This is a genomic window from Actinomadura sp. NPDC048021 (assembly GCF_040653135.1).
Taxonomy (GTDB): domain Bacteria; phylum Actinomycetota; class Actinomycetes; order Streptosporangiales; family Streptosporangiaceae; genus Spirillospora; species Spirillospora verrucosospora.
Window position 1 is genome coordinate 131636 of record NZ_JBEZJQ010000002.1, and the last position, 21916, is coordinate 153551.

18 protein-coding genes are annotated in these 21916 nt (G+C 74.5%); 9 read left to right on the forward strand and 9 right to left on the reverse strand.

Annotated elements, in window-relative coordinates; all coding sequences use genetic code 11:
• Positions 1–8: 8 nt before the first annotated feature.
• Genes AB0C87_RS03840 through AB0C87_RS03865 form a run of 6 tightly spaced genes read right to left on the reverse strand, consistent with a single transcriptional unit; the run spans position 9 to position 7666 of the window.
• Positions 9–836: a glutamate ABC transporter substrate-binding protein gene (locus AB0C87_RS03840; RefSeq protein WP_345171418.1), complete on the reverse strand. Its 828-nt coding sequence runs from the start codon at positions 834–836 to the stop codon at positions 9–11.
• A 30-nt stretch (positions 837–866) separates the two neighbouring features.
• Positions 867–2390 carry a hypothetical protein gene (locus AB0C87_RS03845; RefSeq protein WP_353831912.1) on the reverse strand — a complete coding sequence of 508 codons (1524 nt, stop codon included), beginning with the start codon at positions 2388–2390 and terminating at the stop codon, positions 867–869.
• Entirely contained in the window at positions 2387–3163 is a 777-nt protein-coding gene (locus tag AB0C87_RS03850) for an FHA domain-containing protein (protein ID WP_360576403.1), read from the reverse strand. Before AB0C87_RS03850 ends, AB0C87_RS03845 begins: the two co-directional genes overlap by 4 nt.
• Positions 3164–3168: 5 nt before the next feature.
• Positions 3169–4488: a VWA domain-containing protein gene (locus AB0C87_RS03855; RefSeq protein WP_345171424.1), complete on the reverse strand. Its 1320-nt coding sequence runs from the start codon at positions 4486–4488 to the stop codon at positions 3169–3171.
• The gene (locus tag AB0C87_RS03860) at positions 4485–5615 is read right to left on the reverse strand and encodes a PP2C family serine/threonine-protein phosphatase (protein WP_360576405.1); all 1131 of its coding nucleotides are present in this window, start codon (positions 5613–5615) and stop codon (positions 4485–4487) included. Before AB0C87_RS03860 ends, AB0C87_RS03855 begins: the two co-directional genes overlap by 4 nt.
• A 2-nt stretch (positions 5616–5617) precedes the next feature.
• The gene (locus AB0C87_RS03865; protein WP_353835947.1) at positions 5618–7666 is read right to left on the reverse strand and encodes a tetratricopeptide repeat protein; all 2049 of its coding nucleotides are present in this window, start codon (positions 7664–7666) and stop codon (positions 5618–5620) included.
• Between AB0C87_RS03865 and AB0C87_RS03870 the strand changes: the two genes are divergently transcribed.
• A complete protein-coding gene (locus AB0C87_RS03870; RefSeq protein ID WP_360576677.1) occupies positions 7602–7919 on the forward strand; it encodes a hypothetical protein in 318 nt (105 codons plus the stop codon). The two genes, AB0C87_RS03865 and AB0C87_RS03870, sit on opposite strands and share 65 nt — an antisense overlap.
• Positions 7920–8244: 325 nt before the next feature.
• Here the strand turns inward: AB0C87_RS03870 and AB0C87_RS03875 are convergent, their stop codons facing one another.
• Positions 8245–9459, reverse strand: a complete 1215-nt coding sequence (locus AB0C87_RS03875; protein WP_360576407.1) for a hypothetical protein — start codon at positions 9457–9459, stop codon at positions 8245–8247.
• A 343-nt stretch (positions 9460–9802) separates the two neighbouring features.
• On the opposite strand from AB0C87_RS03875, the gene AB0C87_RS03880 reads away from it, so the two are divergent.
• The 4 genes from AB0C87_RS03880 to AB0C87_RS03895 all read left to right on the forward strand — a co-directional run bounded on the left by AB0C87_RS03880 (position 9803) and on the right by AB0C87_RS03895 (position 16407).
• Positions 9803–11152, forward strand: coding sequence for a CNNM domain-containing protein (locus AB0C87_RS03880; protein WP_353835733.1), 1350 nt, complete (start codon positions 9803–9805; stop codon positions 11150–11152).
• Positions 11140–12156, forward strand: a complete 1017-nt coding sequence (locus AB0C87_RS03885; RefSeq protein WP_345171431.1) for a hemolysin family protein — start codon at positions 11140–11142, stop codon at positions 12154–12156. Before AB0C87_RS03880 ends, AB0C87_RS03885 begins: the two co-directional genes overlap by 13 nt.
• Before the next feature lie 74 nt (positions 12157–12230).
• Positions 12231–13253 (forward strand): cation diffusion facilitator family transporter, encoded by a 1023-nt coding sequence (locus AB0C87_RS03890; protein ID WP_360576409.1) that lies wholly within the window; start codon positions 12231–12233, stop codon positions 13251–13253.
• 82 nt (positions 13254–13335) lie between these two features.
• A complete protein-coding gene (locus AB0C87_RS03895) occupies positions 13336–16407 on the forward strand; it encodes a hypothetical protein (protein WP_360576411.1) in 3072 nt (1023 codons plus the stop codon).
• Here AB0C87_RS03895 and AB0C87_RS03900 read toward each other — a convergent pair.
• Together AB0C87_RS03900 and AB0C87_RS03905 are read right to left on the reverse strand one after the other, a co-directional pair.
• Positions 16404–16787, reverse strand: a complete 384-nt coding sequence (locus tag AB0C87_RS03900) for a phage holin family protein (protein ID WP_345171437.1) — start codon at positions 16785–16787, stop codon at positions 16404–16406. The genes AB0C87_RS03895 and AB0C87_RS03900 overlap by 4 nt on opposite strands.
• Before the next feature lie 102 nt (positions 16788–16889).
• The gene (locus tag AB0C87_RS03905) at positions 16890–17339 is read right to left on the reverse strand and encodes a hypothetical protein (protein WP_360576413.1); all 450 of its coding nucleotides are present in this window, start codon (positions 17337–17339) and stop codon (positions 16890–16892) included.
• Positions 17340–17530: 191 nt separating this feature from the next.
• Here AB0C87_RS03905 and AB0C87_RS03910 point away from each other — a divergent pair, with 191 nt between their 5' ends.
• From AB0C87_RS03910 to AB0C87_RS03925, 4 genes are all read left to right on the forward strand, one after another.
• Entirely contained in the window at positions 17531–18193 is a 663-nt protein-coding gene (locus tag AB0C87_RS03910; protein ID WP_360576415.1) for an HAD family phosphatase, read from the forward strand.
• Between the two features lie 44 nt (positions 18194–18237).
• Complete coding sequence (recQ, locus tag AB0C87_RS03915) at positions 18238–20064, forward strand: DNA helicase RecQ (protein ID WP_345171442.1); 1827 nt, start codon at positions 18238–18240, stop codon at positions 20062–20064.
• A 102-nt stretch (positions 20065–20166) separates the two neighbouring features.
• The gene (locus AB0C87_RS03920; RefSeq protein WP_353831573.1) at positions 20167–20631 is read left to right on the forward strand and encodes a hypothetical protein; all 465 of its coding nucleotides are present in this window, start codon (positions 20167–20169) and stop codon (positions 20629–20631) included.
• 781 nt (positions 20632–21412) lie between these two features.
• Positions 21413–21874 (forward strand): hypothetical protein, encoded by a 462-nt coding sequence (locus tag AB0C87_RS03925; protein ID WP_360576417.1) that lies wholly within the window; start codon positions 21413–21415, stop codon positions 21872–21874.
• Positions 21875–21916 lie beyond the last annotated feature (42 nt).

A 21916-nucleotide genomic window follows, 5' to 3' on the forward strand; every position in this document is an offset into this window, starting at 1 on the left:
CGGCGGGGTCAGGTACAGCCCTCGAACTGCGGCACGCTGGTCGTCAGCTTGAGCCCCGACCCGCCGAACCACCTGTTCAGCAGCCGCTGCGCGGTGCCGTCCTGGTACATGTCCGTGATCGCCCGGTTGACCTCCTCGCAGCCCCTGAGGTCGCCCTTCTTCAGGCCGACGCCGTACTTCTCGTCGGTGAACGGCGCGTTGATCATCCGTCCGGGGCGGCCGGAGGCGAACCCGGCGAGGATCAGGTCGTCGGTCGACACCGCGTCGAGCCGGCCGCCGGCGAGCGCGTCCATGCAGGCGCCGTAGGTGTCCACCGTGACCGGGCGCGCGGCCACCTTGCGCTCCTCGATCACGCGGCGCCAGGAGTTGGACCCCTTCACCTCGCAGATCCGCTTGCCCTTGAGGTCGCGCACGTCCCTGATCGCCGCGGCGTCGGCGCGGACGAAGGTGTCCTGGTGGGCGACGTAGTACGGCCCGCCGAAGGTGACCTTCGTCTTCCGCTTCGCCGTGATCGAGTACGTCGCGACCACCATGTCGACGTCGCCCTTGGCGAGCGCGTCCTCACGGACGGAAGAGTTCGTCGTCTTGAACGTCAGCCGGCTCTTCGGGACGCCCAGCTTGCCCGCGACGTAGGTCGCGACGTCGACGTCGAAGCCCTCGTACGTGCCGTCCGGGCGCTTCACGCCGAGGGCGGGCTGGTCCTCCTTCACGCCGATGACGAGAGAGCCCTTGTCCACGATGGACTGCTCCTTCTCGGCGCCGAGGCCGCAGGCCGACAGCAGCGCCGCCGCGGCGAGGACGGCCCCCGGGGCGGCGATGGCACGGGTCGCGCGCATGGCTTGATCTCCTTGATCAGGCGAACTCGGTCAGCGGAACTCGGCCAGCCGGGGACGGACCCCCGCGATGATCAGCGCGGCGATGACGGCGGCCGCCACGGGCGGCACCGCGTTCCAGCCGCGCAGCCCGCCGTCGGCGTCCCGGATGGCCTTGTCGAAGGCGTCCTGGTGGACGGCGGTCAGCGAGCTCAGCGCCGCGTCGTAGGCGTCGAAGTCGCGGATCGCGTTGGACGTGCGGCCCATCCGCAGGTCGACCGCGCCCGCCCGGTTCCCCGCCGACGCCAGCTGCCGCATCCGCGCGTCGTTGCGCTGGACGGTCCGGTACGCGGTGAGCGTCCTGGCCAGCGCGTCGCCCTCGCGGCCCCTGTCCACCGTCCGCGCCTCGTCCCCGAAGAAGCCGAGGAACGGGGAGGTCTGGCCGGGCCGGTACGCGCCGGCCTTCTCCTCCAGGCCCGCGTAGTAGTTCTCCAGGTTCACCGGCCTGTCGCCGAGGTCGGGGTAGATCACCGACAGCGACTTGTCGAGGTAGGTCTGCTCGTAGGTGTCGGCCCGGCCGGGGTCGAGGAGGTAGCGGCTCTCGTCCCCGAAGGCGCTGTGGCTGATCGCCCGGGCCCGCGACAGCTGGAGGATCGAGTCGAAGCCGTCCTCCTTGGCGGTCCTGATGTGCCCCGCGTGGGCGGTGAGCAGGCCCGCCCCGACCGCGGTGAGGACGACGGTCCCGAGCGTCGCCAGCACCAGCGCCGGGTTCAGCACCCGCCGGAACGTCCGCACCAGGTACAGCTGCGTCGCGACCAGCAGCAGCAGCGCGATCAGTCCGGTGAGGGCGACCCAGGTGCGCCCGGTCAGCACCGCCGACCGCTTCGTCTCGTACGACTGCCGGACGTTCGCGCCGGTGTCGAGCGTGATGTTGTACGCCTTCGGCAGCAGCTGCAGCTTCATCAGGTCGGTGGCCTGCCGGTAGGCGTCCAGGACCTGCGCCGGCGTCTCGCCGGGCGCGTGGTTCGACTGCGCGTCGAGCTGCATGGCCTGGCCGACGAGCCGCTCGTACTTGCCGAGGCCGTCCAGCACCTCCTGGACGGTGCGCCGCAGCGCGGGGTCGCGCCCGGCGAGCTGCGCGGCCTGCACCGCCGCCGCGTCGGCCTCCCCGCGGCGCTTCTCGTACACCCGCAGGGTCTCGTCGTAGCCGATGCCGAGGCCGTGCTCGCGGCCGATCAGCAGGATGCTGGAGACCTGCGCGTCCATGTCGCTGAGCGCGAAGTACAGGGTGCCGGTCGCGACGACCTGCGGACCGGCGTCGTGCCCGATCGTCTCGACGGAGTCGCGCGCGTTGCCGACGGCCACGGTGAGGACGGCCAGCAGCGCCACGAGCGCGGCCACGCAGAGCACGACGTGCGCCCGGATGCGGCCCGGGATCGTCTTGAGCCACCGGCCGCGCACGAACGTCCTCAGGCGGCCGCCGCGCCCGGGGTCGGCGGGCTTCCTGTCCGAAGGCGGCGCGGGCGGCGCGGGCGGACGCGGAGCGGGAGCCGCCGGGGGTGCCGGACTCATCGTCATGACGTGCCCTCCTGCAGGGACAGCGTGATGGTCGTCCAGGCGCCCACGTGGATGCGGTCGCCGTCGCCGACCGGAACGGGCACGTTCACCGGGATCGGCTCCGTTCCGCCGTTCACCGTGGTGCCGTTCGTCGAACCGGGGTCGATCAGGTGCCAGGCGCCGTCCGGCCGCGCGAGCAGGACGGCGTGCAGATGCGAGACGCCCGGGTCCTCGGGCGGTGCGCTGAGGTCGATCTCGGGCAGCAGCGCGCGGGAGGCGCTGCGCCGCCCGATCCGGATCTGCGGGCCGGCCAGCGGGACGCGGCGCTCGGGGCAGTACGGCGGGAACGCGAGCCCTCCGCCGTCCGGCCCCATCTCCGCGACCACCGAGTCGAAGTAGGCGCGGTCGGCGATGACCAGCGCGTGCGGGCCGGGCGCCGGGGCCGGGCGCGGGACGACGGGCACGCTGCCCTCCCGCTGCTGCGGCACCAGCGGCACCGCGCGCGCGGAGCCCGCCGGGGTGAACTCGACGGTGTAGACGGTGCCGGTCTCGAAGTCGTACCCGTCCTCCTCGCAGAAGCGGCCGGAACGCGGCGTCCCGCAGCGCGGGCAGGCCGGCTCCTCCGCGGGCTCGGCGGCCGGGGCGGGTCCCGGGGCGGGTCCCGGCGCGGCCCCGGGCGCGGACTCGGGCTCCGGCTCGGCGAACTCGGCGCGCCGCGCGCCCTCCATGAGGTCACCGCAGACGTCGCAGTAGTCGGTGGACTGGGACGCGTGCCCGCTCGGACAGACCGGCATGGGCCTCAGCCCCCTGCCTCGTCGCCGTGCCGCGTCCGCACGGTCCGGACGGAGCGGGTGTCGAGCGACATCTCGTCCGCCTTCGCCACGTCCCGCTTCAGCCGCACGGTGCCGCGCGCCGGGTCGACCACGTCCACGACCTTGTCGAGCAGGCCGGAGATCTGCTGGTTGCCGACCTCGCGCGCCAGCACCACGGCGCGTCCGAGCCGGGCGGTCGCGGTGTCCTCGTCGCCCTCCCGCCGCGCCTCCAGGCCCTGCTGGATCGCCTCGGCGAGCTCGGACTGGCCGGTGTGGTGCGCGACGCGGCCGTTGATGCGCGTCGACCTGGCCTCGTCGTCGGTCCACTCGGCGATGACGTTGCCGGACGCGAGGACCTGGTCGCCCGCGACGAGCTTCACCCACGCGGCCCGCATCTGCCGCCCCACGTCGCCGGGCTGCACCTCCACGCACAGGTGGTACTCGCGGTTCTCGGCGCCCCACGCGCCGAGCGGGTAGTCGCCGGTCTGCGGGCCCGACTCGGCCCGCCGGCCGGTGAGGTCCTCCACGGCGGGGACCATCTGCTTGATGAACCGCAGCCGCGCCTGCTGCGGCGTCCACACGCGCAGCGTCACGTCCGCGACCTGCTTGCCCATCGCGGCCCGCGTCATCGCCAGGAAGTCGGCCTCCAGGTCGGCCGGGTCGGGGACGTCGAGGAACCCGCCCAGCAGCACCGAGGTGATCTTGCGGAGCTCGGCGACGTTCCAGTCGGTGCCGACGCCCCGCGCGTCGCACAGGAAGTGGCCGGCGCACACGCGCAGCGCCGCGTCCAGCTCCTCCTCGGACTCGTGCTGGTTCTTGCCGTCGGTGAGCAGGATCGCGTGCTTGACGGCGCCCTCCGCGACGGCGTCGTGCCCGGTGAACAGCCGGTCGGCGAGCCGCAGCCACGACCCGATCGCCGTCCCGCCGGCCGCCTCCAGCCGCCCCACCGCGTCCACCGCGGCGCGCCGGGACGCCGCGTCCGCCCGGACGAGCCGCTCCCCCTGCGGGTACACCATCCGCGGCCGGTTCGCTCCCGCGACCACCGCGAAGTGCACGCCGTCGCGCAGCACGTTCACCGCCGCCCGCGCCGCCCGCTTCGCCGCGGCCATCTTCCCCCGGTACGACATCGACCCGGAGGTGTCGATCATGATGATCTCCGCGGCGGGGGCGCGGCCGCCGTCCGCCACCGGGGCCGGGCCGCCGGACGAGCGCGCCTCCACCGAGACGATCGCGTGCATCTCCCGTCCGCCGGCCGGGAGGTAGGGGTTCTGGTCCACCCGCACGGTGAACTCCGGAAATTCGCTCATCTGGCCCGCTCCCTGCTCGGTCCTGGCGGCGGGTAGCGAAGGACCGCCACCGTCACGTTGTCGTGCCCGCCCGCGTCCAGCGCCGCCCGCACCAGCCGCCGCGCCGCGTCCAGCGGCCCGTCCCGGCCGGTGAGGGCCACGGCGGCGAGGTCGGACGGCTCCGGCAGGTCGTTCCACAGCCCGTCGCTGCACAGCACCACCAGCCCCGGACCCGTCGGCCGGAACGCCGCCACGTGCGGGTCGAGCGGGCCCGCGTCGGCCCCCAGCCAGGCGGTCAGCACGTGCGCCCGCCGGTCGGCCCACGCGTCCTCGGCGCTCATCGCGCCCTGCTCGATCATGGACGAGGCCCACGAGTCGTCCGTGGTGAGCCGGCACGAGCCCGCCGGGGACAGCCAGTAGGCGCGGCTGTCGCCGACCCATCCGACGGTGATGCCGCCCGCGTCCACGACGGCCGACACGAACGTGCACGCGGGGGAGGCGTCGGGGTCGCCGGGGAGCGCCGCCACGGCCTCGCCCGCCCGCGCCACCGCGTCGCGCATCGCGCCCCGGGGGTCCATGCCGGCGGTGACGCGGTCCGTCAGGACGGCCAGCGCCGCCTCGGCGGCCAGCCGCGACGCCTCCTCCGACCCGGGCGCCGTCGCGACCCCGTCGCAGACCACCGCGCACACGCCCGCGGGCAGCGCCGCCAGCGCGAACGCGTCCTCGTTGCGGCTGCGCCGCAGCCCGAGGTCGCTCACCGCCGCCCCGAACCGCCCGGCCTCGGCCTCGACGTGCTCCCGCCCGCTCGGCTGCCGCAGCCCGCACTGCTCGCAGTACCCGTCGGCCCCGACGGCCCCGCCTCCGCAGTCCACGCAGGCGCCCCCGGCACCGCCGCCCTCACCCGGAGGCGGGGGCGGGCCTGACGGCCGCTCCGGCGAGCGGGCCTGGCGCGGCACGGGGCCGGGCGCCAGCGGGACGCCCCGCGAAGCCGGGTTCGCCGCGCCGCCCGGAAGTGCGGTGCCGAGCGGCGGCGTCCTGGGCGTGGTCGGGTCGGGGCGCCCGCACTCCTCGCAGAAGCGGTCGCGTTCGTTGACGGGTTCGCCGCAGGTACGGCAGAGCGCGACGGGGGTGTGCTGGTCCGCGTTCATGGTCAGAAGAGCGTCCTCGGACGGACGGCGTTGGCCCGTTTGACCATCGCGTGGCGGTGCTCGGCCCCGTCGGCGAGCTTGGCGAGCACGCGGTAGACCTCCTCCAGCCTCTTGCGGAGGGCCTGCTCGTCCAGGGCGGTGCCGAGGATCTGCTGCCGCACCCCGGGCGGCGCCGAGCCGCGGTCGGCGCGGACCCAGGCCAGCGCCGCCTCCAGCACCTCGGCGGCGAACGCGGCCGACCGCTCGGTGTCGAGGCGCAGCGACGACAGCCGCCGTCCCGCCTCGACGAGCGCGGGCGCGTCCAGCTCGGTGGGGCCGCGCCCCCGCACGGCGGTCGCGACGGCGGCGAGCTGCGCGGCGAGGTAGTGGCTGGAGATGCGGGGGACCGAGTCGAGGACGCGTTCGGCGGACGCGCGGTCGCCCGCCGCGAGCCGCGTGCGCGCCAGCCCGAACGCGGCGCTGACGTGGGTGGGATCGGTGCGCCAGACCGTCTCGTAGTAGTAGCCGGCGGCGGCCGTCTCGCCCAGCGTCTCGTGGCAGAACGCCAGCGCCAGCTTGGGCGCCTGCTCGCCCGGCGCGAGGTCGTACAGGTCGTTGAACACCGCGACGGCCTCGGTGCCGCGCCCGCCGGCGAGGGCGCGCGCGCCCCGGTACCAGTCGACGCGCCAGTCGTCCGGGGCCTCGGCGGCGATGTCCTCCAGCAGGTGCGCGGCGCCGTCGAGGTCGCCCAGCTCGATGCGGACGCGCACCAGCGCGAGCCGCACCTCGCGGGACGCGACCGGCGCGGACGCCAGCGCCGCGGCCAGGTCGGCGGGGTCGCGGGCGGTGAGCCCGGCGAGGAACGCCGCGGCCGGGTCGGAGGCGTACACCAGCGGGACGGGCAGCGCGGCCGCGGCGGCGGCCGGCTCCACCGGCGCCAGGATCGGCGGGGCCCCGCCGCTCCCCCGGGCGCCGTCCAGGCCGCCGACGATCTCGGTTCCGGCCGTCTGCTGCTCGGGCCCGAACAGGGGCGACGGCGCGGGGCGCGGGCGCCCGTCCTCGGCCGACAGGACCTCCCGCAGGACGCCGGTGAGCTGCTCGGCCATCTCGGCGGCGCTCTGGAACCGGCGGGCCGGGTCGGGGTGCGTGGCGCGGCGCAGCAGCCGGTGGTAGGACTCGTGCCGCTGGAAGAGCGGCACCTCCTCGCGCGGCGGCAGGCTGCGCAGGTGCCGCCCGGTGTAGCCGCGGAACGGGAAGCTCAGCACGGCCAGCGTCCGGCCGACGGTGTAGAGGTCGGAGCTGACCGAGGGGCCCTGCGAGCCGATCTCGGGGGCCTGGTAGCCGGGCGTGCCGAAGATCGGGCTGTCCGCGTCGAAGGCCCGCCGGACGCCGCCGAGGTCGATCAGCTTGAGCTGCTCCTCGGACTGGATGGCGTTGTCGGGCTTGAAGTCGCAGTACAGCAGCCCGACGCCGTGCAGGTAGCCGAGCGCGCTCAGCACCTCCAGGCCGTAGGCGATGACCTGGCCGAGCGGCAGCGACGCCTGGTCGCCCTGCGCCTTGCGGGCGCTGAGCAGGATGTCCTTCAGCGAGCGGCCCCCGACGTACTCCATCACGATGTAGCCGGAGTCGCCGTGCCGCACGAAGTTGTAGATCTTGACGATGTTGGGGTGCTCGACCTCGGCGAGGAACGCGCGCTCGGCGGTGGCGGCGGCCAGCGAGTCGGCGTCGCCGGTGTCGAGCAGGCCCTTGAGGACGACCCACCGCTCGCTGACGTTGTGGTCGCGGGCCAGGTACACCCAGCCGAGCCCGCCGTGCGCGAGGCAGCCGAGCACCTCGTACTGCCCGCCGATCATCTCGCCGGGCCGCAGCTTCGGGGTGAACGAGAAGGGGTGCCCGCAGTTGCGGCAGAAGCCCTCGGTGCGCCCCGGGCGCCCGCCCCGGCTGCGCCCGACCTTCTCGTCGCACTTGCTGCAGAAGCGCCGGTTCTCCGGCACCTCCGGATTCTCCATGATCGCCGAGGCGGGGTCGCGGGCCGGCACGGGCGGCACCTCGACGAGCCCGGCGCCGAGCATGCCGCGCCTGGCCGAGCCGCTGGAGCCCGTCCCCCGGGTGCCGCCGCGCGAGGCCGTCCGCCCGGACCCGACGCTGCCCGACCCGCTCGTCGGCGCGCTGCCGTACGACGCCCCCTGGCCGCTGCGCCCGCTCTGGCCGGACGAGCCGGGCGGCATGCCCGCGGGCGGCGCGGGCGTCGCCGGGGTCGTCACCGGCGCCGGGCCGGGGGCGGCCGGAGCCGAGCCGGGAGGGCGACCGTACGCGCCCGGATAGCCGGGCATCGCGGGCGCGGCGGGCCGCACCGGCGCCGCCGTCCGCGCGGGCTGCGGCGGACCGGCGGGCGACGGGCCGATGGGCGCCGGACCGGTGTGCGCCGGGTTGAACGCCGCAGCGGGACGGGACGCCGACTGGGGCGCGGATTGGGGCGCCGACTGAGGCGCGGACTGGGGCGGCGGCTGGGGCGCCGGGGGCGCCTGCTGAGGCGTCTGCTGCGGTGACGAGTTCGCCGCGGGCGGCGCGGCGGCGGGAGCCATGCCGCAGACGTCGCAGAATCCGTCCGCCTCCACCTCGCCCGTGCAGCCGGGCTGGGTGCATCGGTTCATCGCCGGGTCCCCGTCTCGCTCTCGCACGCCCTGATCGCTCGCTGGTACTCCGCCAGCACCGCGGTCGCCCTGCGCAGATCGCAGGGCGCCGTCCACAGCACCTCGCGCGCCTCCCCGTACAGCACGGTGAGCCGCTCGTCCTCGGCGAGGCCGAGCCGCGCCGCCTTCGCCCGGTACGCCTCCAGGCGTCCCCGGAGCTCGCCCCGCCGGTCGAGCAGCCCGGCGCTGAGACGCAGGTCACCGCGCGCCCGTTCCAGCGCCTCCTCGGCGGCGTGCTCCAGTTCGGCGAAGCGCCCCGCCATCTCCACCCAGCGTCCGGCCTCGCGCAGCCGTTCGAGGGCGGCGAGCCGGTCCCGCAGCGCGGCGCCGAGGCCCCGCGCGGGATCCGGGAGGTTCGGGGAGTGGATCTTGTCGAGGGCGCTCGCGTGGGCGTCGTGGGCCTGCCGCTCCGTGTCCTCGACCTCCTCGACGCGGGCCGCGACCCGCGCCACGAGCTCCCCGTAGTCCTCGCGCATCCTGGCGACGCCGGCGAGCTCGTCGCCGAGCGAGGTCAGTATGGCGCAGACGCGGTCCAGCCGCGCGGTGTCGGCGCGGCCGTCCCTGACCAGCGACAGCGGGTCGGTGCGGACGAGCCGGCCGAGCGCGGTCAGCTCGCGGCCGACCCGGTCCAGCTCGGGATGCCGGGTGCCGTCCAGCGAGTGCGCCAGCCGGGCCGTCCTGCGCCAGCTCTCCTCGGCGTCCTCCAGCGGCTGGAGCAGCGCCGACCAGGCGGCGTCGGCGGCGGCGATCTCGCCCGCGACGAACTCGTAGGCGTCCGACATCATCGCGACGGCCTCGTCCAGCGTGATGCGGCGCTCCTGCGGGCCGAGCAGCGTCCGGTGCTCCAGCGGGATCTGCCCGTCGGGCAGCTCGACCGACGGGCCCGCCAGCAGGCCGGACAGCTCCGTCAGCGTGGCCGGGTCCGGCCGCGGCGACCGTTCGCGCAGCTCACCGGCCGCGTCCAGGACGCGCTGGTAGGCGTCGAACAGCCGCCACAGCGTCGCCAGCCGGGCCTGCGCCGCGTCCCAGCGCCGCCACGTCTCGCCGGTGAGCCGGGCGCCCTTGAGCAGGCGGCCGCCGTCGTGGCGCTCCAGTTCGAGGAGGTTCGAGGCGATGCGGTCGCGCTCGTCCCGCAGCGTGCGCAGGGCATGGTCGACGCCTTCACGGCTCATGGGCGCGGCGGCCCCTGCCCCGCTCTGGTCCAACGTCTGCCCCGCGATCGTCTTCTCCGGTCCCCCCTGAGCATGCCCGCAGAGCCGGTCTGGGAGCACGGACCGGTCCACTATCGGACGTACGCTCTCATACAAGTGTGATCCGTGACACTAACCGAGACAAGGCGCTTTCCGTCGGGTCAGGTCCGCGTCGCGAGACCGCCGCTCTCCGCCGATCCTCACGTGCCCGTACCCTGTGCAGGGGGAACCTCGTTGTTCCTGGTGACGTTACGACAGATACGTCATTTAACGAGAGGAGTGGTGAGTCCGCGGTGTCGGACCCCAGTCATAGACCCGGTGCCCCATGCTGACCGCCGCACTGGGCGTTCTCGCGGTGATCGTCCTCACCGCCGCCACCGGGTACTTCGTCGCCCAGGAGTTCGCCTACGTCGCCGCCGACCGCGCGACCCTGGAGCAGGCCGCCGAACGCGGCGACACCTCCGCCCGCAGGGCCCTCAAGGTCATCGGCCGGGTCTCGTTCATGCTGTCGGGCGCGCAGCTCGGCATCACGATGACGACCCTGGTCGTCGGCTTCATCGCCAAACCGGCCCTCGCCGAGCTGATCGAGCCGCTGCTGGGCCTGGTGGGAATCCCCGAGGGGGCCACGGGCGCGATCGCCCTCGCCACCGGCTTCGTCCTGGCGACGCTCATCCAGATGCTCCTCGGCGAGCTGTTCCCGAAGAACCTCGCCCTGGCCCGCGCCGAGCAGCTGGCCCGCGTGCTGGCCGCCTCCACGCTCGTCTACCTGACGGTCGCGGGGCCGCTCATCCGGCTGTTCGACCGCGCGGCGGAGCGGCTGCTGCGCGCCGTGGGCGTCGAGCCCGTCGAGGAGCTGCACAGCGGCGCGACGCTGGAGGAGCTCGGCGACATCATCGGCAAGTCGCACAGCGCCGGGCACCTGCCCGCCGACCTGTCCGGCCTGCTCGACCGCGCCCTGTCGTTCGGCGACCTCACGGCCGACGAGGTCATGGTGCCGCGCCCGCACGTCCGCGCGCTGCCGTCGACCGCGCCCCTCGCCGACCTGGTCGCGCTGATCCGCGAGACCGGCCACAGCGCGTACCCCGTCTACGGGCAGGAGGTCGACGACGTGGTCGGCGTCGCGGGCGTCCGCGAGGTCGCCGACGACGCGCTCGACCCGTCCACGCCGGTCGGGTCCGTCGCCCGGCCCGCGCTGCTGGTGCCCGGCAGCCAGCCGCTGTACGGCGTCATCGAGCACATGCGCGACTCCGGCGAGGAGTTCGCCTGCGTCGTGGACGAGTACGGCGGGCTCGCCGGGATCCTCACCTTCGAGGACGTCGCCGAGGAGCTCGTCGGGGAGATCGCCGACGAGACCGACGGCCCCGAGGACGCCCCGACGTCCGGGCCGGACGGGTCCTGGGTGGTCGACGCCGGCATGCGCATCGACGAGGTCGGCCGCCTCACCGGCCTCGACCTGCCCGAGGGCGACGCCTACGACACCCTCGGCGGGCTGGTCATGGCGGAGCTGCGCCGGCTGCCGAGCCCCGGCGACCGCCTCACCGTCGCACTGGACGGCGGCGCCGTCGAGCTGGAGGTCGTGAGCGTGGCCCGCCGGGTCGCCGAGAAGATCCTGATCCGCGCGGCGCGCCCCGCGGACGTCCCGTCCGGCGAGGAGGAGGTCGCGTGGACCCGCTGACCTCGCTGCTGGTCACCGTCGCGCTGCTGCTCGGCAACGGCTTCTTCGTCGCCGCCGAGTTCGCGCTGGTCGCGGCCAACCGCCCGCAGCTCGAACGCGCCGCCGCGAAGGGCAGCCGCCCCGCCGTGGCCGCCCTCGCGGGCGTCCGCGAGCTGTCGCTGATGCTCGCCGGCGCGCAGTTCGGCATCACGATGTGCTCGCTCGGCCTCGCCATCGTCACCGAGCCCGCGTTCGAGCACTTCCTCGAACCGCCGCTGCACGCGCTCGGCGTCCCCGAGGCGGGCTCCAAGGCGATCGCGCTCGGCTGCGCGCTCGCCGTCGTGACGTTCCTGCACATGGTCGTCGGCGAGATGGCCCCGAAGTCGTGGGCGATCGCGCACCCGGAGCGGTCGGCGATGATCCTCGCCCTGCCGTTCCGCGCGTTCGCGAAGGTGTCCCGCCCGATCCTGTCGGCGCTGAACGCGGTGACCAACGCGCTGCTGCGGCTCATCCGCGTCACGCCGAAGGACGAGCTGGACAGCCACACCGACCCGGCGCGGCTGAGCCACCTGGTCGGCGAGTCCCGCCGCCTCGGCCTCATCGGCCGCCGCGACCACGAGCTGCTGCACCGGGCGATCTCCGCGCGGGAGGCCACGGTCGGGCACCTCGTCGTGCCCGCCACGTCGGTCACCACGATCGACGCGGACGCGACCGCCGCGCAGATCCGCCGGACCGCCACGGCCAGCGGCCACAGCCGCCTGCTGGTCCGCGACCTGAACGGCGCGATGACGGGGATCGTCCACGTCCGGGCCGCCATCATCGAGCCGGGCGACGAGCGCCGCGCGGGCGAGCTGGCGCACCCCGCCCCCGTCCTCACGGCGAGGACGACCGTGCTGGACGCGGTCAGCCGCATGCGCCGCGGCCGTGCCCAGCTCGCCGTGGTCAACGACGACCGCGAGGAGTTCGCCGGAATCGTCACCCTGGACGACCTCCTGGCGGAGCTTCTGGCCACCAACCCGCACTGACGCAGGCCGCGTACCTGCGACAACGCCGCAGGTGTCGAGGTGCTGCAACGGGTTTTCCGGTCCATCATCGGAGGATGAGCGGACAGGGTTACGGCCATGGGCACGGTCATGGGCACGGGCACTCGCGGAAAGGGCGCCTCGCCCACCTGGTGCGCCCGCACTCGCACGAGGCGGCCGACAAGGTGGACTCGGCCATGGAGGCGAGCGCCCAGGGCATGCGCGCCCTGTGGATCTCCCTGGCGGCCCTGGGCGCGACCACGGCGCTGCAAGCCGCCGTGGTCGCGTTCACCGGCTCGGTGGCGCTGCTGGGCGACACGCTCCACAACGCCGCCGACGCGCTGACGGCCGTCCCGCTGGGCGTCGCGTTCCTCCTCGGCCGCCGCCCGCCGTCCCGCCGGTACACCTACGGGTACGGGCGCGCCGAGGACCTGGCGGGCGTCGTCATCGTCCTGACCATCGCCGCGTCCTGCGCCGCCGCCGGGTACGCCGCCGTCCACCGCCTGGCGCATCCACAGCCTGTGGACCACGTGGCCGCCGTCGCGGGCGCCGCGCTGGTCGGCTTCCTGGGCAACGAACTCGTGGCGCGCTACCGCATCCGCGTAGGCCGCCGCATCGGCTCCGCCGCGCTCGTCGCCGACGGCCTCCACGCCCGCACGGACGGCTTCGCGTCCTTGGCCGTCCTCATCGGGGCCGCCGGTGTCGCCCTGGGCGCCCCCTGGGCCGACCCGGCCGTCGGCCTGCTCATCACGGCGGCGATCCTGACCGTCCTGTGGCAGACGGCCCGCGAGGTCTGGCGCCGCCTGATGGACGCCGTGGACCCCGCCCTGGTCGACCAGGCCGAAGCCGCCCTCGGCGCCACGCCCGGAGTCCTGGCCGTGGGCGACGTCCGCCTCCGCTGGATCGGCCACAGCCTGCGCGCCGAGTGCGACGTGGTCGTCGACCCCGCCTCCACCGTCGTCCACGCCCACCAGATCGCCGTGGACGCCGAGCACAGCCTCCTGCACGCCCTCCCCCGCCTCACCGGCGCGGTGGTCCACCCCGACCCCGAACCCCGGCCCGGTGAAGATCATCACGCGGCCCTGGCGGGTCACCGCTGAGTCGGCTGCCTGTGAGACGTTAGTCCGGAGCAGAAGGGGAACATACAGGCCCCGGACGATCGATCTGGGACGGGATGGCGTCGTGAACCAGCCTTCGGAAATCAACGGACCCGACGAGAACACCGGACCCTCCTACGTCCCGGACTCCGACCTGCCGACGGTGACCGTCCCCCTGCCGGGCGCGGTCGAGCAGGAATCGTCCGCCGAGGCCACCCAGGCCCTCCCGGCCGTCACACCATCCCCCACCGAGACCGCCCCCCTCCCGCCGGCCGAGGCCCCGCCGACGCCACCCGCCCCCGAGCCGGACGTCGAGTTCGCGGACGCCCAGGCCGATCCAGGAACGACGCAGCCCGTCCCCCCGGAAGCCGTGGACCCCGCAGGCGGCGTGGTCCTTCCGGAGACGGTGGAAGACGATCCGCCTGCCAGTGCCGTGCCGGCCGCAGACACGACGGCCGTCGATCTGCCCGACCTCGGCGCGGTGGCGGACGGCGACGAAGCCAGCGAGGGCGCCTCGGCACGGCACGTCCTGCCAGAGGACGTCGAGCCCGCGTCCGGCGCAGCCGTTCCAGAGCCGGTCATGGACGAGCAGCCGCCCGATGACGTCGACGCCGAGCCGGCCTTCGGCGAAGCGCACCCCGAACTTCCCGAGGCACCACCGCCGGCAGAGGACCATGCAACAACGGACGCGGTGGTCGCCGAGAGCACGGAGGCGCCGCAGGACGTTCCGTCGGAGGACGCTGCGAGCGGCATCGCCTCCCCCGAACCGGTCGCGGGCGAGGGGATCGATCCGCGGGCGGCGTTGGGGACCGTGCCGATCGAGGTCGGCGAGCCGACGCCCCCGTTGGGGACGGAGACGGGCGACGGGGGCTGGCGTGAGCTGGTCGAGAGCGTCTACGGGCCGCTGAGCGAGTTCTACGAGGGGCTCGACGCGCGGCTGCGGGAGGTGCCCGAGGACGTCCCGCCGGTGGGGTGGGCGCCGCACATCGCGGCTCTCCGAGCGCTGCGGGACGGTCGGGTCGCGGGGGAGTGGGACGTGCTCGCCCGGTTCCTCGTCGCGCCCGCGACGCTGGAAGGCGCGGAGGGGCTGCGGCTCGTCCAGGCGGACGAGGGCGACGAGACGCGGGTCGTCCGGGACGCGGTCAAGGAGCTCACGGAGGCGGACGGCCGGGCCCTCCTGATCGCCCCCACTCCGGAGCGGGCCGCCGAGCTGCTGCGCGCTGTGGAGGACGACCCCGATGTCTTCTCGCTGCTGATCGAGACGCGGCCGGAGACGGCGGAGGCGCGGTCGGTGCGGACGCAGGCGCTGCCCCCCGTCGAGGAGCGGCCGGCCGAGGAGCCGCCCGCCGAAGCGCCGCCGCCGCTGCGGGAGCCGGGGTCCAACGGGACGGTCGAGTTCAGGCCCGTGGGCGACGCGCTCCCGGAGCCTGAGGCCGTCGTGACCAGGGCGGAGCCCCTGCCCACGCTGCCGCCCGAGGACGCCGTGGAGCCGGTGGAGCCCGAGGAGGGCCCGTCGGCGCCGGAGGCGCGGGTGCGGTCGGCGGCGCTCCGTCCGGTCGGAGAGGCCTGGCGGCTGTCGTGGCAGACCGAGGCGCGGATGCTTCAGCGCGGGCTGATGTCGCTGGAGCAGTGGCCGCGCGACGCGGCGGCGCTCCAGTCCGTCCAGGCGGAGAACCTGCGGGCGGCCGAGCAGCTGGAGGCGGAGAAGGCGGACCTGGCCCGCGCGATCGAGGACGCCCGGGACGCGGCGGCCGCCGCTGAGGAGGCGGCGGCCGGCGCCGACGCCGAGGCGGAGCGGCTCTCCGGCGTCCAGGAGGAGGCCGAGGCGGAGCTGGCGGGGCCGCGGGCGGAGGCGGACCGGCTGAAGAGGACCGCGGACGAGGCGGGCGCCGAGGCGGCCGCGCTGACGCGGACGGCCGACGCCACCTACGCGCGCTGCGTCCAGATCGACGAGCGGGCCAAGACGGCGCAGTCGGAGTTGCAGGGGGCGCGGCAGGCGGAGGCGTCCCTCACCGAGGAGCTGGCGCGGGCGCGGGAGGCGCTGCCCGGCGCGGCGGAGGAGGCGCACCGGCTGGCGGCGGCCGACGCGGACGCCGCGGCGGAGGGCCACGCCGCGTACTACCGGCTGGTGTCGGCGGAGTCGGCGCTGTCGGCGCTGCGCCGCAAGATGACGCTCGGGCAGCGGCTGCACGTGGCGTCGCCGCCGTCGGAGCTGCGCGGCCTGCGCGCCGAGGTCAAGGCCCGGACGCGGGAGGCGGACGAGGCGGCGACGCGGGCGCGGGAGGCCAAGGAGGCGGCGGAGCACGCGGAGCGGGTGCGGCGCGGGCTGGCGTCGTTCGTGTCCGAGGGCGGGGCGCGGCTGAAGGCCGCGCAGGAGGCCCAGGAGCGGCTCGGGACCGAGCTGGCCTGGCTCGCGACGGAGCGGGAGAAGGTCGGCGCCGAGCACCAGGAGCAGGCCCTGCGGGCGTCGGAGGCGGTCGAGCGGGCCACCGAGGCGGGCCTGCGGGCGCGCGCGGCGCACCAGGTCGCGCAGGCGATCGAGGAGCGGGCGAACGCCGCGCGGACGTCCCGCGAGGAGGCGCTGGCGGCGGCGGCGCGGGCCCGGTCGGACGCGGAGGCCGCCACGGCGCGCGCGGCGCAGACCGCGTCCGAGCTGGCGCGCCGCACGGAGGAGGCCGCGGCGGAGACCGCCGCGCGGGAGGCCGAGCTGGAGACGGTGGCGGCGGCCGAGGAGCGGTCGCGGGAGAGCGTCCTGGAGATCTGCGGCGCCGACCCCGCCGACGACCCGGAGGCCGTCCCCGCGCACCAGCGCCGCGCGATGGCCCGGATCGAGGAGCTCACCGGCTTCCTGGAGGGCGGCCGGGCGGCGGGGAGCGAGGTCCTGCTCCGCACCGCCGACCTCGTCGTCGGGACGCCGGCGGGCGCCGGGCTGACCGTCCGCGACGAGGAGTTCGACGCGCTGATCGTCGCGGACGCGGGGACGGTGACCGACGGCGAGTTCCTCATCGGGGCCGTCCGCGCGCGCCGCTGGATCCTCGTGGGGGCGGCCGGGACGCGCCCGCCGGGCTACCGCGAGTACGCGGGCTCGCCGGCGGGGCGGCTGGAGCTGAGCCCGTTCGAGCGCGCCGCGACGGCCGCGCCCGGCCTGGCGGGCTAGTCGTCCTCGTCGTCGTCGGGCAGGAACAGGTGGAGCAGCCAGCCGACGACGCCGACGACGATCGCGCCCCAGAAGGCCGGCCAGAACCCGGTCACGTGGAACGGCAGGTCGAGCCCCTCCGCCAGCTCGCTCGTCAGCCAGAGCAGCAGCGCGTTCACGACGAGCCCGATGAGCCCGAGCGTGACGACGTAGAAGGCGCAGCCGAGGGTCTTGATGAGCGGCTTGAGGACGGCGTTGACCAGCCCGAAGATGACGGCGACCGCGACCAGCGTGAGGATCCGCCGGGAGGTGGTCTGGTCGCCGAGCGTGATGCCGTCGATCAGGACCGTGGCGACCCACAGGGCGACCGCGGTGGCGCCGACCTTGAGAAGTATTCGCACGCCACGCATCATGCTGGCCGGGACACGGCCATGTCATCCCACTGCGAGACCATCCGGGCGGACGCTCCCGTCATCACCGCGGATGACCCGTCCGGCGGCGTCCTACTCGGCGCGGTCGAAGAACGGGGAGGTGGCGGCGGCCTGGGAGCGGGCGTCGGGCCGCCGGCCCGCCACGGGGGCGCCCTGCACGGCGGGCTCGCGGGGGGCGGCGTCCCGGCGGGGCGCGCTCCTCTGCCGCACGCGGGCCAGTTCGCGCTCCAGGCGGCGCTTCTCCATCTCCAGCGTGGTCAGCGACTCCTCGTGCTCCTCCCGCAGGTCGCGCAGGTCGCGGCGGGTGCGGATGCGGCGGGCGGCGCCCTTGAAGGTGAACGCCATGCCGCTGAGGAAGACGAGGGCCACTCCCGCGCCGGAGAGGAACACCTGCCATTCGCTCTCCAGGCCCGGGACGGCCTGGCCGAAGACGACGAGGTCCGCCGGGCCGGTGTTGTCGATGACGACACCGGCGCCGACCGTGATGGCGGCCGCGACCAGGAGAAAACCGAGGAACACCATGGGCAGATCTCCTCTGCAGTGACTCCGGAGGGGGAACGGAGGGCCCCCACCATGCCAGACCCGAAGACGATCATGTCGGTTTCGCCGGATAAATCCTGGTCAGAGGCTTTCGTCCGAACCGATCGCGCCGGGTTCCGACGTGATCGCGGCGGGTAGTGAGGGGACGTCGCGACGAGATCCGTGGAGGGGCCATGTCCGTGCAGGCCATCGTGTTCGACCTCGACGGCGTCCTGATCGACTCCGAGCCGGTGTGGGAGGAGGTGCGGCGCGGCTACGTCGCCGAGCGCGGCGGCCGGTGGCTCCCCGACACCCAGGACCGGCTCATGGGCATGAGCACCGAGGAGTGGGCCGGCTACATCGCCGCCGACCTCGTCGACGGCGTCACCGCCGAGGAGGTCGCCTACGAGGTGGTCGACCGGATGTCGCAGCGGTACGCGGACGGGCCGCCGCTGCTGCCGGGCGCCGAGGACGCCGTCCGCCGGATGGCGGAATACCGCCCGCTGGGGCTGGCGAGCTCGTCCCCGCGCGCCCTGATCGACCTCGCGCTCGGGCATCTCGGGGTGGACGGCCTGTTCCTCGCCACCGTGTCGACCGAGGAGGTCGAGAGGGGCAAGCCCGCCCCGGACGGCTACCTCACCGTCGCGGCGCGGATGGAGGTCGCGGCGCGCAACTGCGTCGCGGTCGAGGACTCCGGCAACGGGCTGAGGTCGGCGCACGCGGCGGGGATGGCCGTGATCGCGGTTCCGCGTCCGGCGCACCCGCCGGCGGCCGACGCGCTCGCCCTGGCCGCGCACGTCGCGGGCGGTCTGGACGAGCTGACCCCCGAGCTCGCCGAGGCCGTCGTCCACAGGTGAAGGTTCGGGGGACGGGTGTCCGCGGCGGTTCATAGTATGGCCCGGTGACTTCCCCTGAGACCCCGGAGACCCTCGACACCCTGCGGCGCGTGTTCGGCTACGACGCGTTCCGGGACGGCCAGCGGGAGATCATCGAGCATGTGGTCGCCGGCGGGGACGCCCTCGTCCTGATGCCGACGGGCGGCGGCAAATCGCTGTGCTACCAGATCCCGGCGCTCGTCCGGAAGGGCACCGGCGTCGTCGTCTCCCCCCTCATCGCCCTCATGCAGGACCAGGTCGACGCGCTGCGCGCCCTGGGCGTCCGCGCGGGCTTCCTCAACTCCACCCAGGACTTCGACGAGCGCCGCGTGGTCGAGGCCCAGTTCACGGCGGGCGAGCTCGACCTGCTGTACCTGGCGCCCGAGCGGCTGAAGCTCGCCGCGACCGTCGAGCTGCTCGACCGGGGCGACGTCTCCCTGTTCGCGATCGACGAGGCGCACTGCGTGTCGCAGTGGGGGCACGACTTCCGCCCCGACTACCTGACGCTGTCCGGCCTGCACGAACGCTGGCCCGACATCCCCCGCATCGCGCTGACCGCGACCGCCACCGAGGCCACCCGCGGCGAGATCGCCTCCCGCCTCCGGCTCGAACAGGCCCGCCACTTCGTGGCGAGCTTCGACCGTCCCAACATCCAGTACCGGATCGAGCCGAAGACCGACGCCAAGCGCCAGCTGCTGCGCCTCCTCCAGAACGAGCACCAGGGCGACGCGGGCATCGTCTACTGCCTGTCACGCAACTCGGTCGAGAAGCACGCGGCGTTCCTGACCGAGAACGGCATCGAGGCCCTGCCCTACCACGCCGGCCTCGACGCCGGGATCCGCGCCGCGAACCAGGCGCGCTTCCTCCGCGAGGACGGCCTCGTCATGGTCGCGACCATCGCCTTCGGCATGGGCATCGACAAGCCCGACGTCCGCTTCGTCGCGCACCTCGACCTCCCCAAGTCCGTCGAGGGCTACTACCAGGAGACGGGCCGCGCCGGACGCGACGGCCTCCCGTCCACCGCCTGGCTCGCCTACGGCCTCCAGGACGTCGTCAACCTCCGCAAGATGATCGACGGCGGCGAGGGCGACGCCGCGCACCGCCGCCGCCAGGCCATGCACCTCGACTCCATGCTCGCCCTCTGCGAGACGGTCGAATGCCGCCGCGTCCAGCTGCTGAACTACTTCGGCCAGTCCGGCGAGCCCTGCGGAAACTGCGACACCTGCCTCACGCCGCCCGAGACGTGGGACGCCACCGTCCCCGCCCAGAAGGTCCTGTCGACCGTGGTCCGGCTCGACCGCGAGCGGCGCCAGAAGTTCGGCGCGGGCCACATCGTCGACATCCTCCTCGGCAAGAAGAACGCGAAGGTCATCCAGTTCGACCACGACTCGCTGAAGGTCTTCGGCATCGGGACCGAACTGCGCGACACCGAGTGGCGCGGCGTCGTCCGCCAGCTCCTCGCCCAGGGCCTGATCGCGGTCGAGAGCAACCACGGCACGCTCGTCCTGACCGACGAGAGCGCCGGCGTGCTGCGCGGCGAGCGCAAGGTGATGATGCGCCGCGAGGCCGAACGCCCCGTCGCCAAGGCCGCGAAGACCGCCAAGTCGGCCAAGGCGCAGGTCGAGCTCCCCGCCGAGGCGATGCCGCTCTTCGAGCGCCTCCGCGCCTGGCGCGCCGCGACGGCCAAGGAGCAGGGCGTCCCCGCCTACGTCATCTTCCACGACGCGACCCTCCGCGAGATCGCCACCGCACTCCCCACCTCCCTGGCCGAACTGGGCCGCGTCAACGGCGTGGGCGAGAACAAACTCGCCAAGTACGGCGACCAGGTCCTCGAAACCCTGGCCGCCGAGTAGACCCCGGAGAGCACCAGGCGACACAGCGGCCACACTGCTGTGTCGCCGCCGAGGCAATCGACTTGCCTTTACTCTGTGTTATCAGTTGATTACCATATGCGCATGACACGCATGAACAAGATCGCCTTAGGCGGTGCGCTCACCGTCGCGTCGCTATTCCCCGGCCTCTCCACCACGGCGCACGCCGCCGCTCCGGCGACGTCCCCCGCCAGGCCCGCCTCCACCGAACAGGCCGCGCCCGCCGCGTGGAGCGTGAAGTGGCGGGCCAAGATCTCCGCGAGCTACTTCAACGCCCACGCCCACCGATGGGTGTCCCAGCCCTTCATCGCCAGGGGACGGCTCCAGGGCCGGTTCATCTGCTGGAACAACAGGGACGGCGGAACGATGCGGCTGCAGATCATCAGGGAGAACGGGCAGATCCTCCGCGACACCGGCGTCCAGCCCTGCGACTGGCACTGGCATTCCACGGCCTCCCTCAGATTCCAGCGCGCCGGCATCGTCCGCTTCCGCCTCGAAGCCGGACGCCCCGCACACACCACCACGGTCCAAGCCCGTGCCTCCCGCTGACCCGCCCGCGCGGCACCTTCACCCCCGAAGGGGCCCCAAGGGCGTCCGCCAAAGCACCCAAGCCCCCACCCCCCACACCACGTCCCCCTCCCCCACCTCCACCCGAACCCGCCCCGGCACCAGCTGGACCTGCACCGCCCCCAGACGCAGCGCCCCCGGCACAACCTGGACCCGGCTCACCCCCGGCGGAACTCGTCCCCCCACCAGGTGGACCGGTCTCGCCCCAAATCAGACTCGCCCCGGCACCAGTTGGACCTGTATCACCACTAGGTGGAGCGGTCCCAAGACAAGCTGGGCCCGGGTTGCCACCAGCGGGACGCATCCGGAAACCAGACGGACCAGTCCCGCCTCAAGTGAGACCTTCCCCGGCACCAGTTGGACCTGTGCTGCCGCCAGATGGAGCTGTCTCGGCACGGGTCAGGCCCGCCTTGGCGCCAGCTGGACCTGTATCGGCACCCGCTGGAGCGGTCCCGGTACCAGTTGGACTTGTCTCGGCATCAGCTCTTCCTGAGCCGACACCCACTGGACACGGGGCGGTACTGGTTGTCCCGTCTTGGCCCTGGCGGCGCGGCCCTCAGGGAGCGTCCTCGGTGGTGGGGTTTGTAGTGGTGAGCTAAGGCGGCTCTGGGGTGGACGGGCGCCGGTTCGTCCGGTGAAGGTTCGGAGCGGGCTTCCGGTTCATGGCTGGGTCGGTGTTGCCGGGCGGGGTTCGGGGAATTCTCAGGGTTCTCCCAGGATTCCGCGTGGGCTTCTGCCAGACGCGTCCGCTTCCATGTCCGGCATGGGAAACAACCGGAAGACGATCGCGGCCGGGGCCGGAGCCGCCGGGCTCCTCGGGCTCGGGCTCTACTTCTCCGTCCCCGCCTTCGCCGACGACCCTTCGCCCGCGCCCTCGCCCAGGGCCCACGAGGGCCACGGCCACCCTGGAAAGGGGCATCCGCTGCGCCGGGCGCGTGCGCTGCGCGGCGTCCACGGTGAGGCCACCGTCAAGGGCAAGGACGGGTTCCACCTCGCCACCTGGCAGCGCGGCAAGATCACGGCCGTCTCGGCGACGGGGGTGACCGTCCGCAGTGAGGACGGCGTCTCCTGGACGTGGACGGCCGACGGCAAGACCCACGTGCGCAAGAACGGCGCGAAGGCGTCCCTCCAGGGCCTGACCGGCGGTGACCAGGTGCTCATCGCGGGAGAGCGCTCCGGCGGCACCCGGACGGCGCGCCTGGTCCGCGTCCCCCAGCACCGCTAGTCCACCGGCGCGGGTAGTTTCGGGCGGGTGAGTCCGATGTGC

Coding starts and splice junctions, on each gene's coding strand:
- AB0C87_RS03840 (WP_345171418.1), bottom strand. CDS start 836: ATGCGCGCGACCCGTGCCATCGCCGCCCCGGGGGCCGTCCTCGCCGCG.
- AB0C87_RS03845 (WP_353831912.1), bottom strand. CDS start 2,390: ATGACGATGAGTCCGGCACCCCCGGCGGCTCCCGCTCCGCGTCCGCCC.
- AB0C87_RS03850 (WP_360576403.1), bottom strand. CDS start 3,163: ATGCCGGTCTGTCCGAGCGGGCACGCGTCCCAGTCCACCGACTACTGC.
- AB0C87_RS03855 (WP_345171424.1), bottom strand. CDS start 4,488: ATGAGCGAATTTCCGGAGTTCACCGTGCGGGTGGACCAGAACCCCTAC.
- AB0C87_RS03860 (WP_360576405.1), bottom strand. CDS start 5,615: ATGAACGCGGACCAGCACACCCCCGTCGCGCTCTGCCGTACCTGCGGC.
- AB0C87_RS03870 (WP_360576677.1), top strand. CDS start 7,602: ATGATCGCCGAGGCGGGGTCGCGGGCCGGCACGGGCGGCACCTCGACG.
- AB0C87_RS03865 (WP_353835947.1), bottom strand. CDS start 7,666: ATGCTCGGCGCCGGGCTCGTCGAGGTGCCGCCCGTGCCGGCCCGCGAC.
- AB0C87_RS03875 (WP_360576407.1), bottom strand. CDS start 9,459: ATGAGCCGTGAAGGCGTCGACCATGCCCTGCGCACGCTGCGGGACGAG.
- AB0C87_RS03880 (WP_353835733.1), top strand. CDS start 9,803: ATGCTGACCGCCGCACTGGGCGTTCTCGCGGTGATCGTCCTCACCGCC.
- AB0C87_RS03890 (WP_360576409.1), top strand. CDS start 12,231: ATGAGCGGACAGGGTTACGGCCATGGGCACGGTCATGGGCACGGGCAC.
- AB0C87_RS03905 (WP_360576413.1), bottom strand. CDS start 17,339: ATGGTGTTCCTCGGTTTTCTCCTGGTCGCGGCCGCCATCACGGTCGGC.
- AB0C87_RS03910 (WP_360576415.1), top strand. CDS start 17,531: ATGTCCGTGCAGGCCATCGTGTTCGACCTCGACGGCGTCCTGATCGAC.
- AB0C87_RS03920 (WP_353831573.1), top strand. CDS start 20,167: ATGACACGCATGAACAAGATCGCCTTAGGCGGTGCGCTCACCGTCGCG.
- AB0C87_RS03925 (WP_360576417.1), top strand. CDS start 21,413: ATGGGAAACAACCGGAAGACGATCGCGGCCGGGGCCGGAGCCGCCGGG.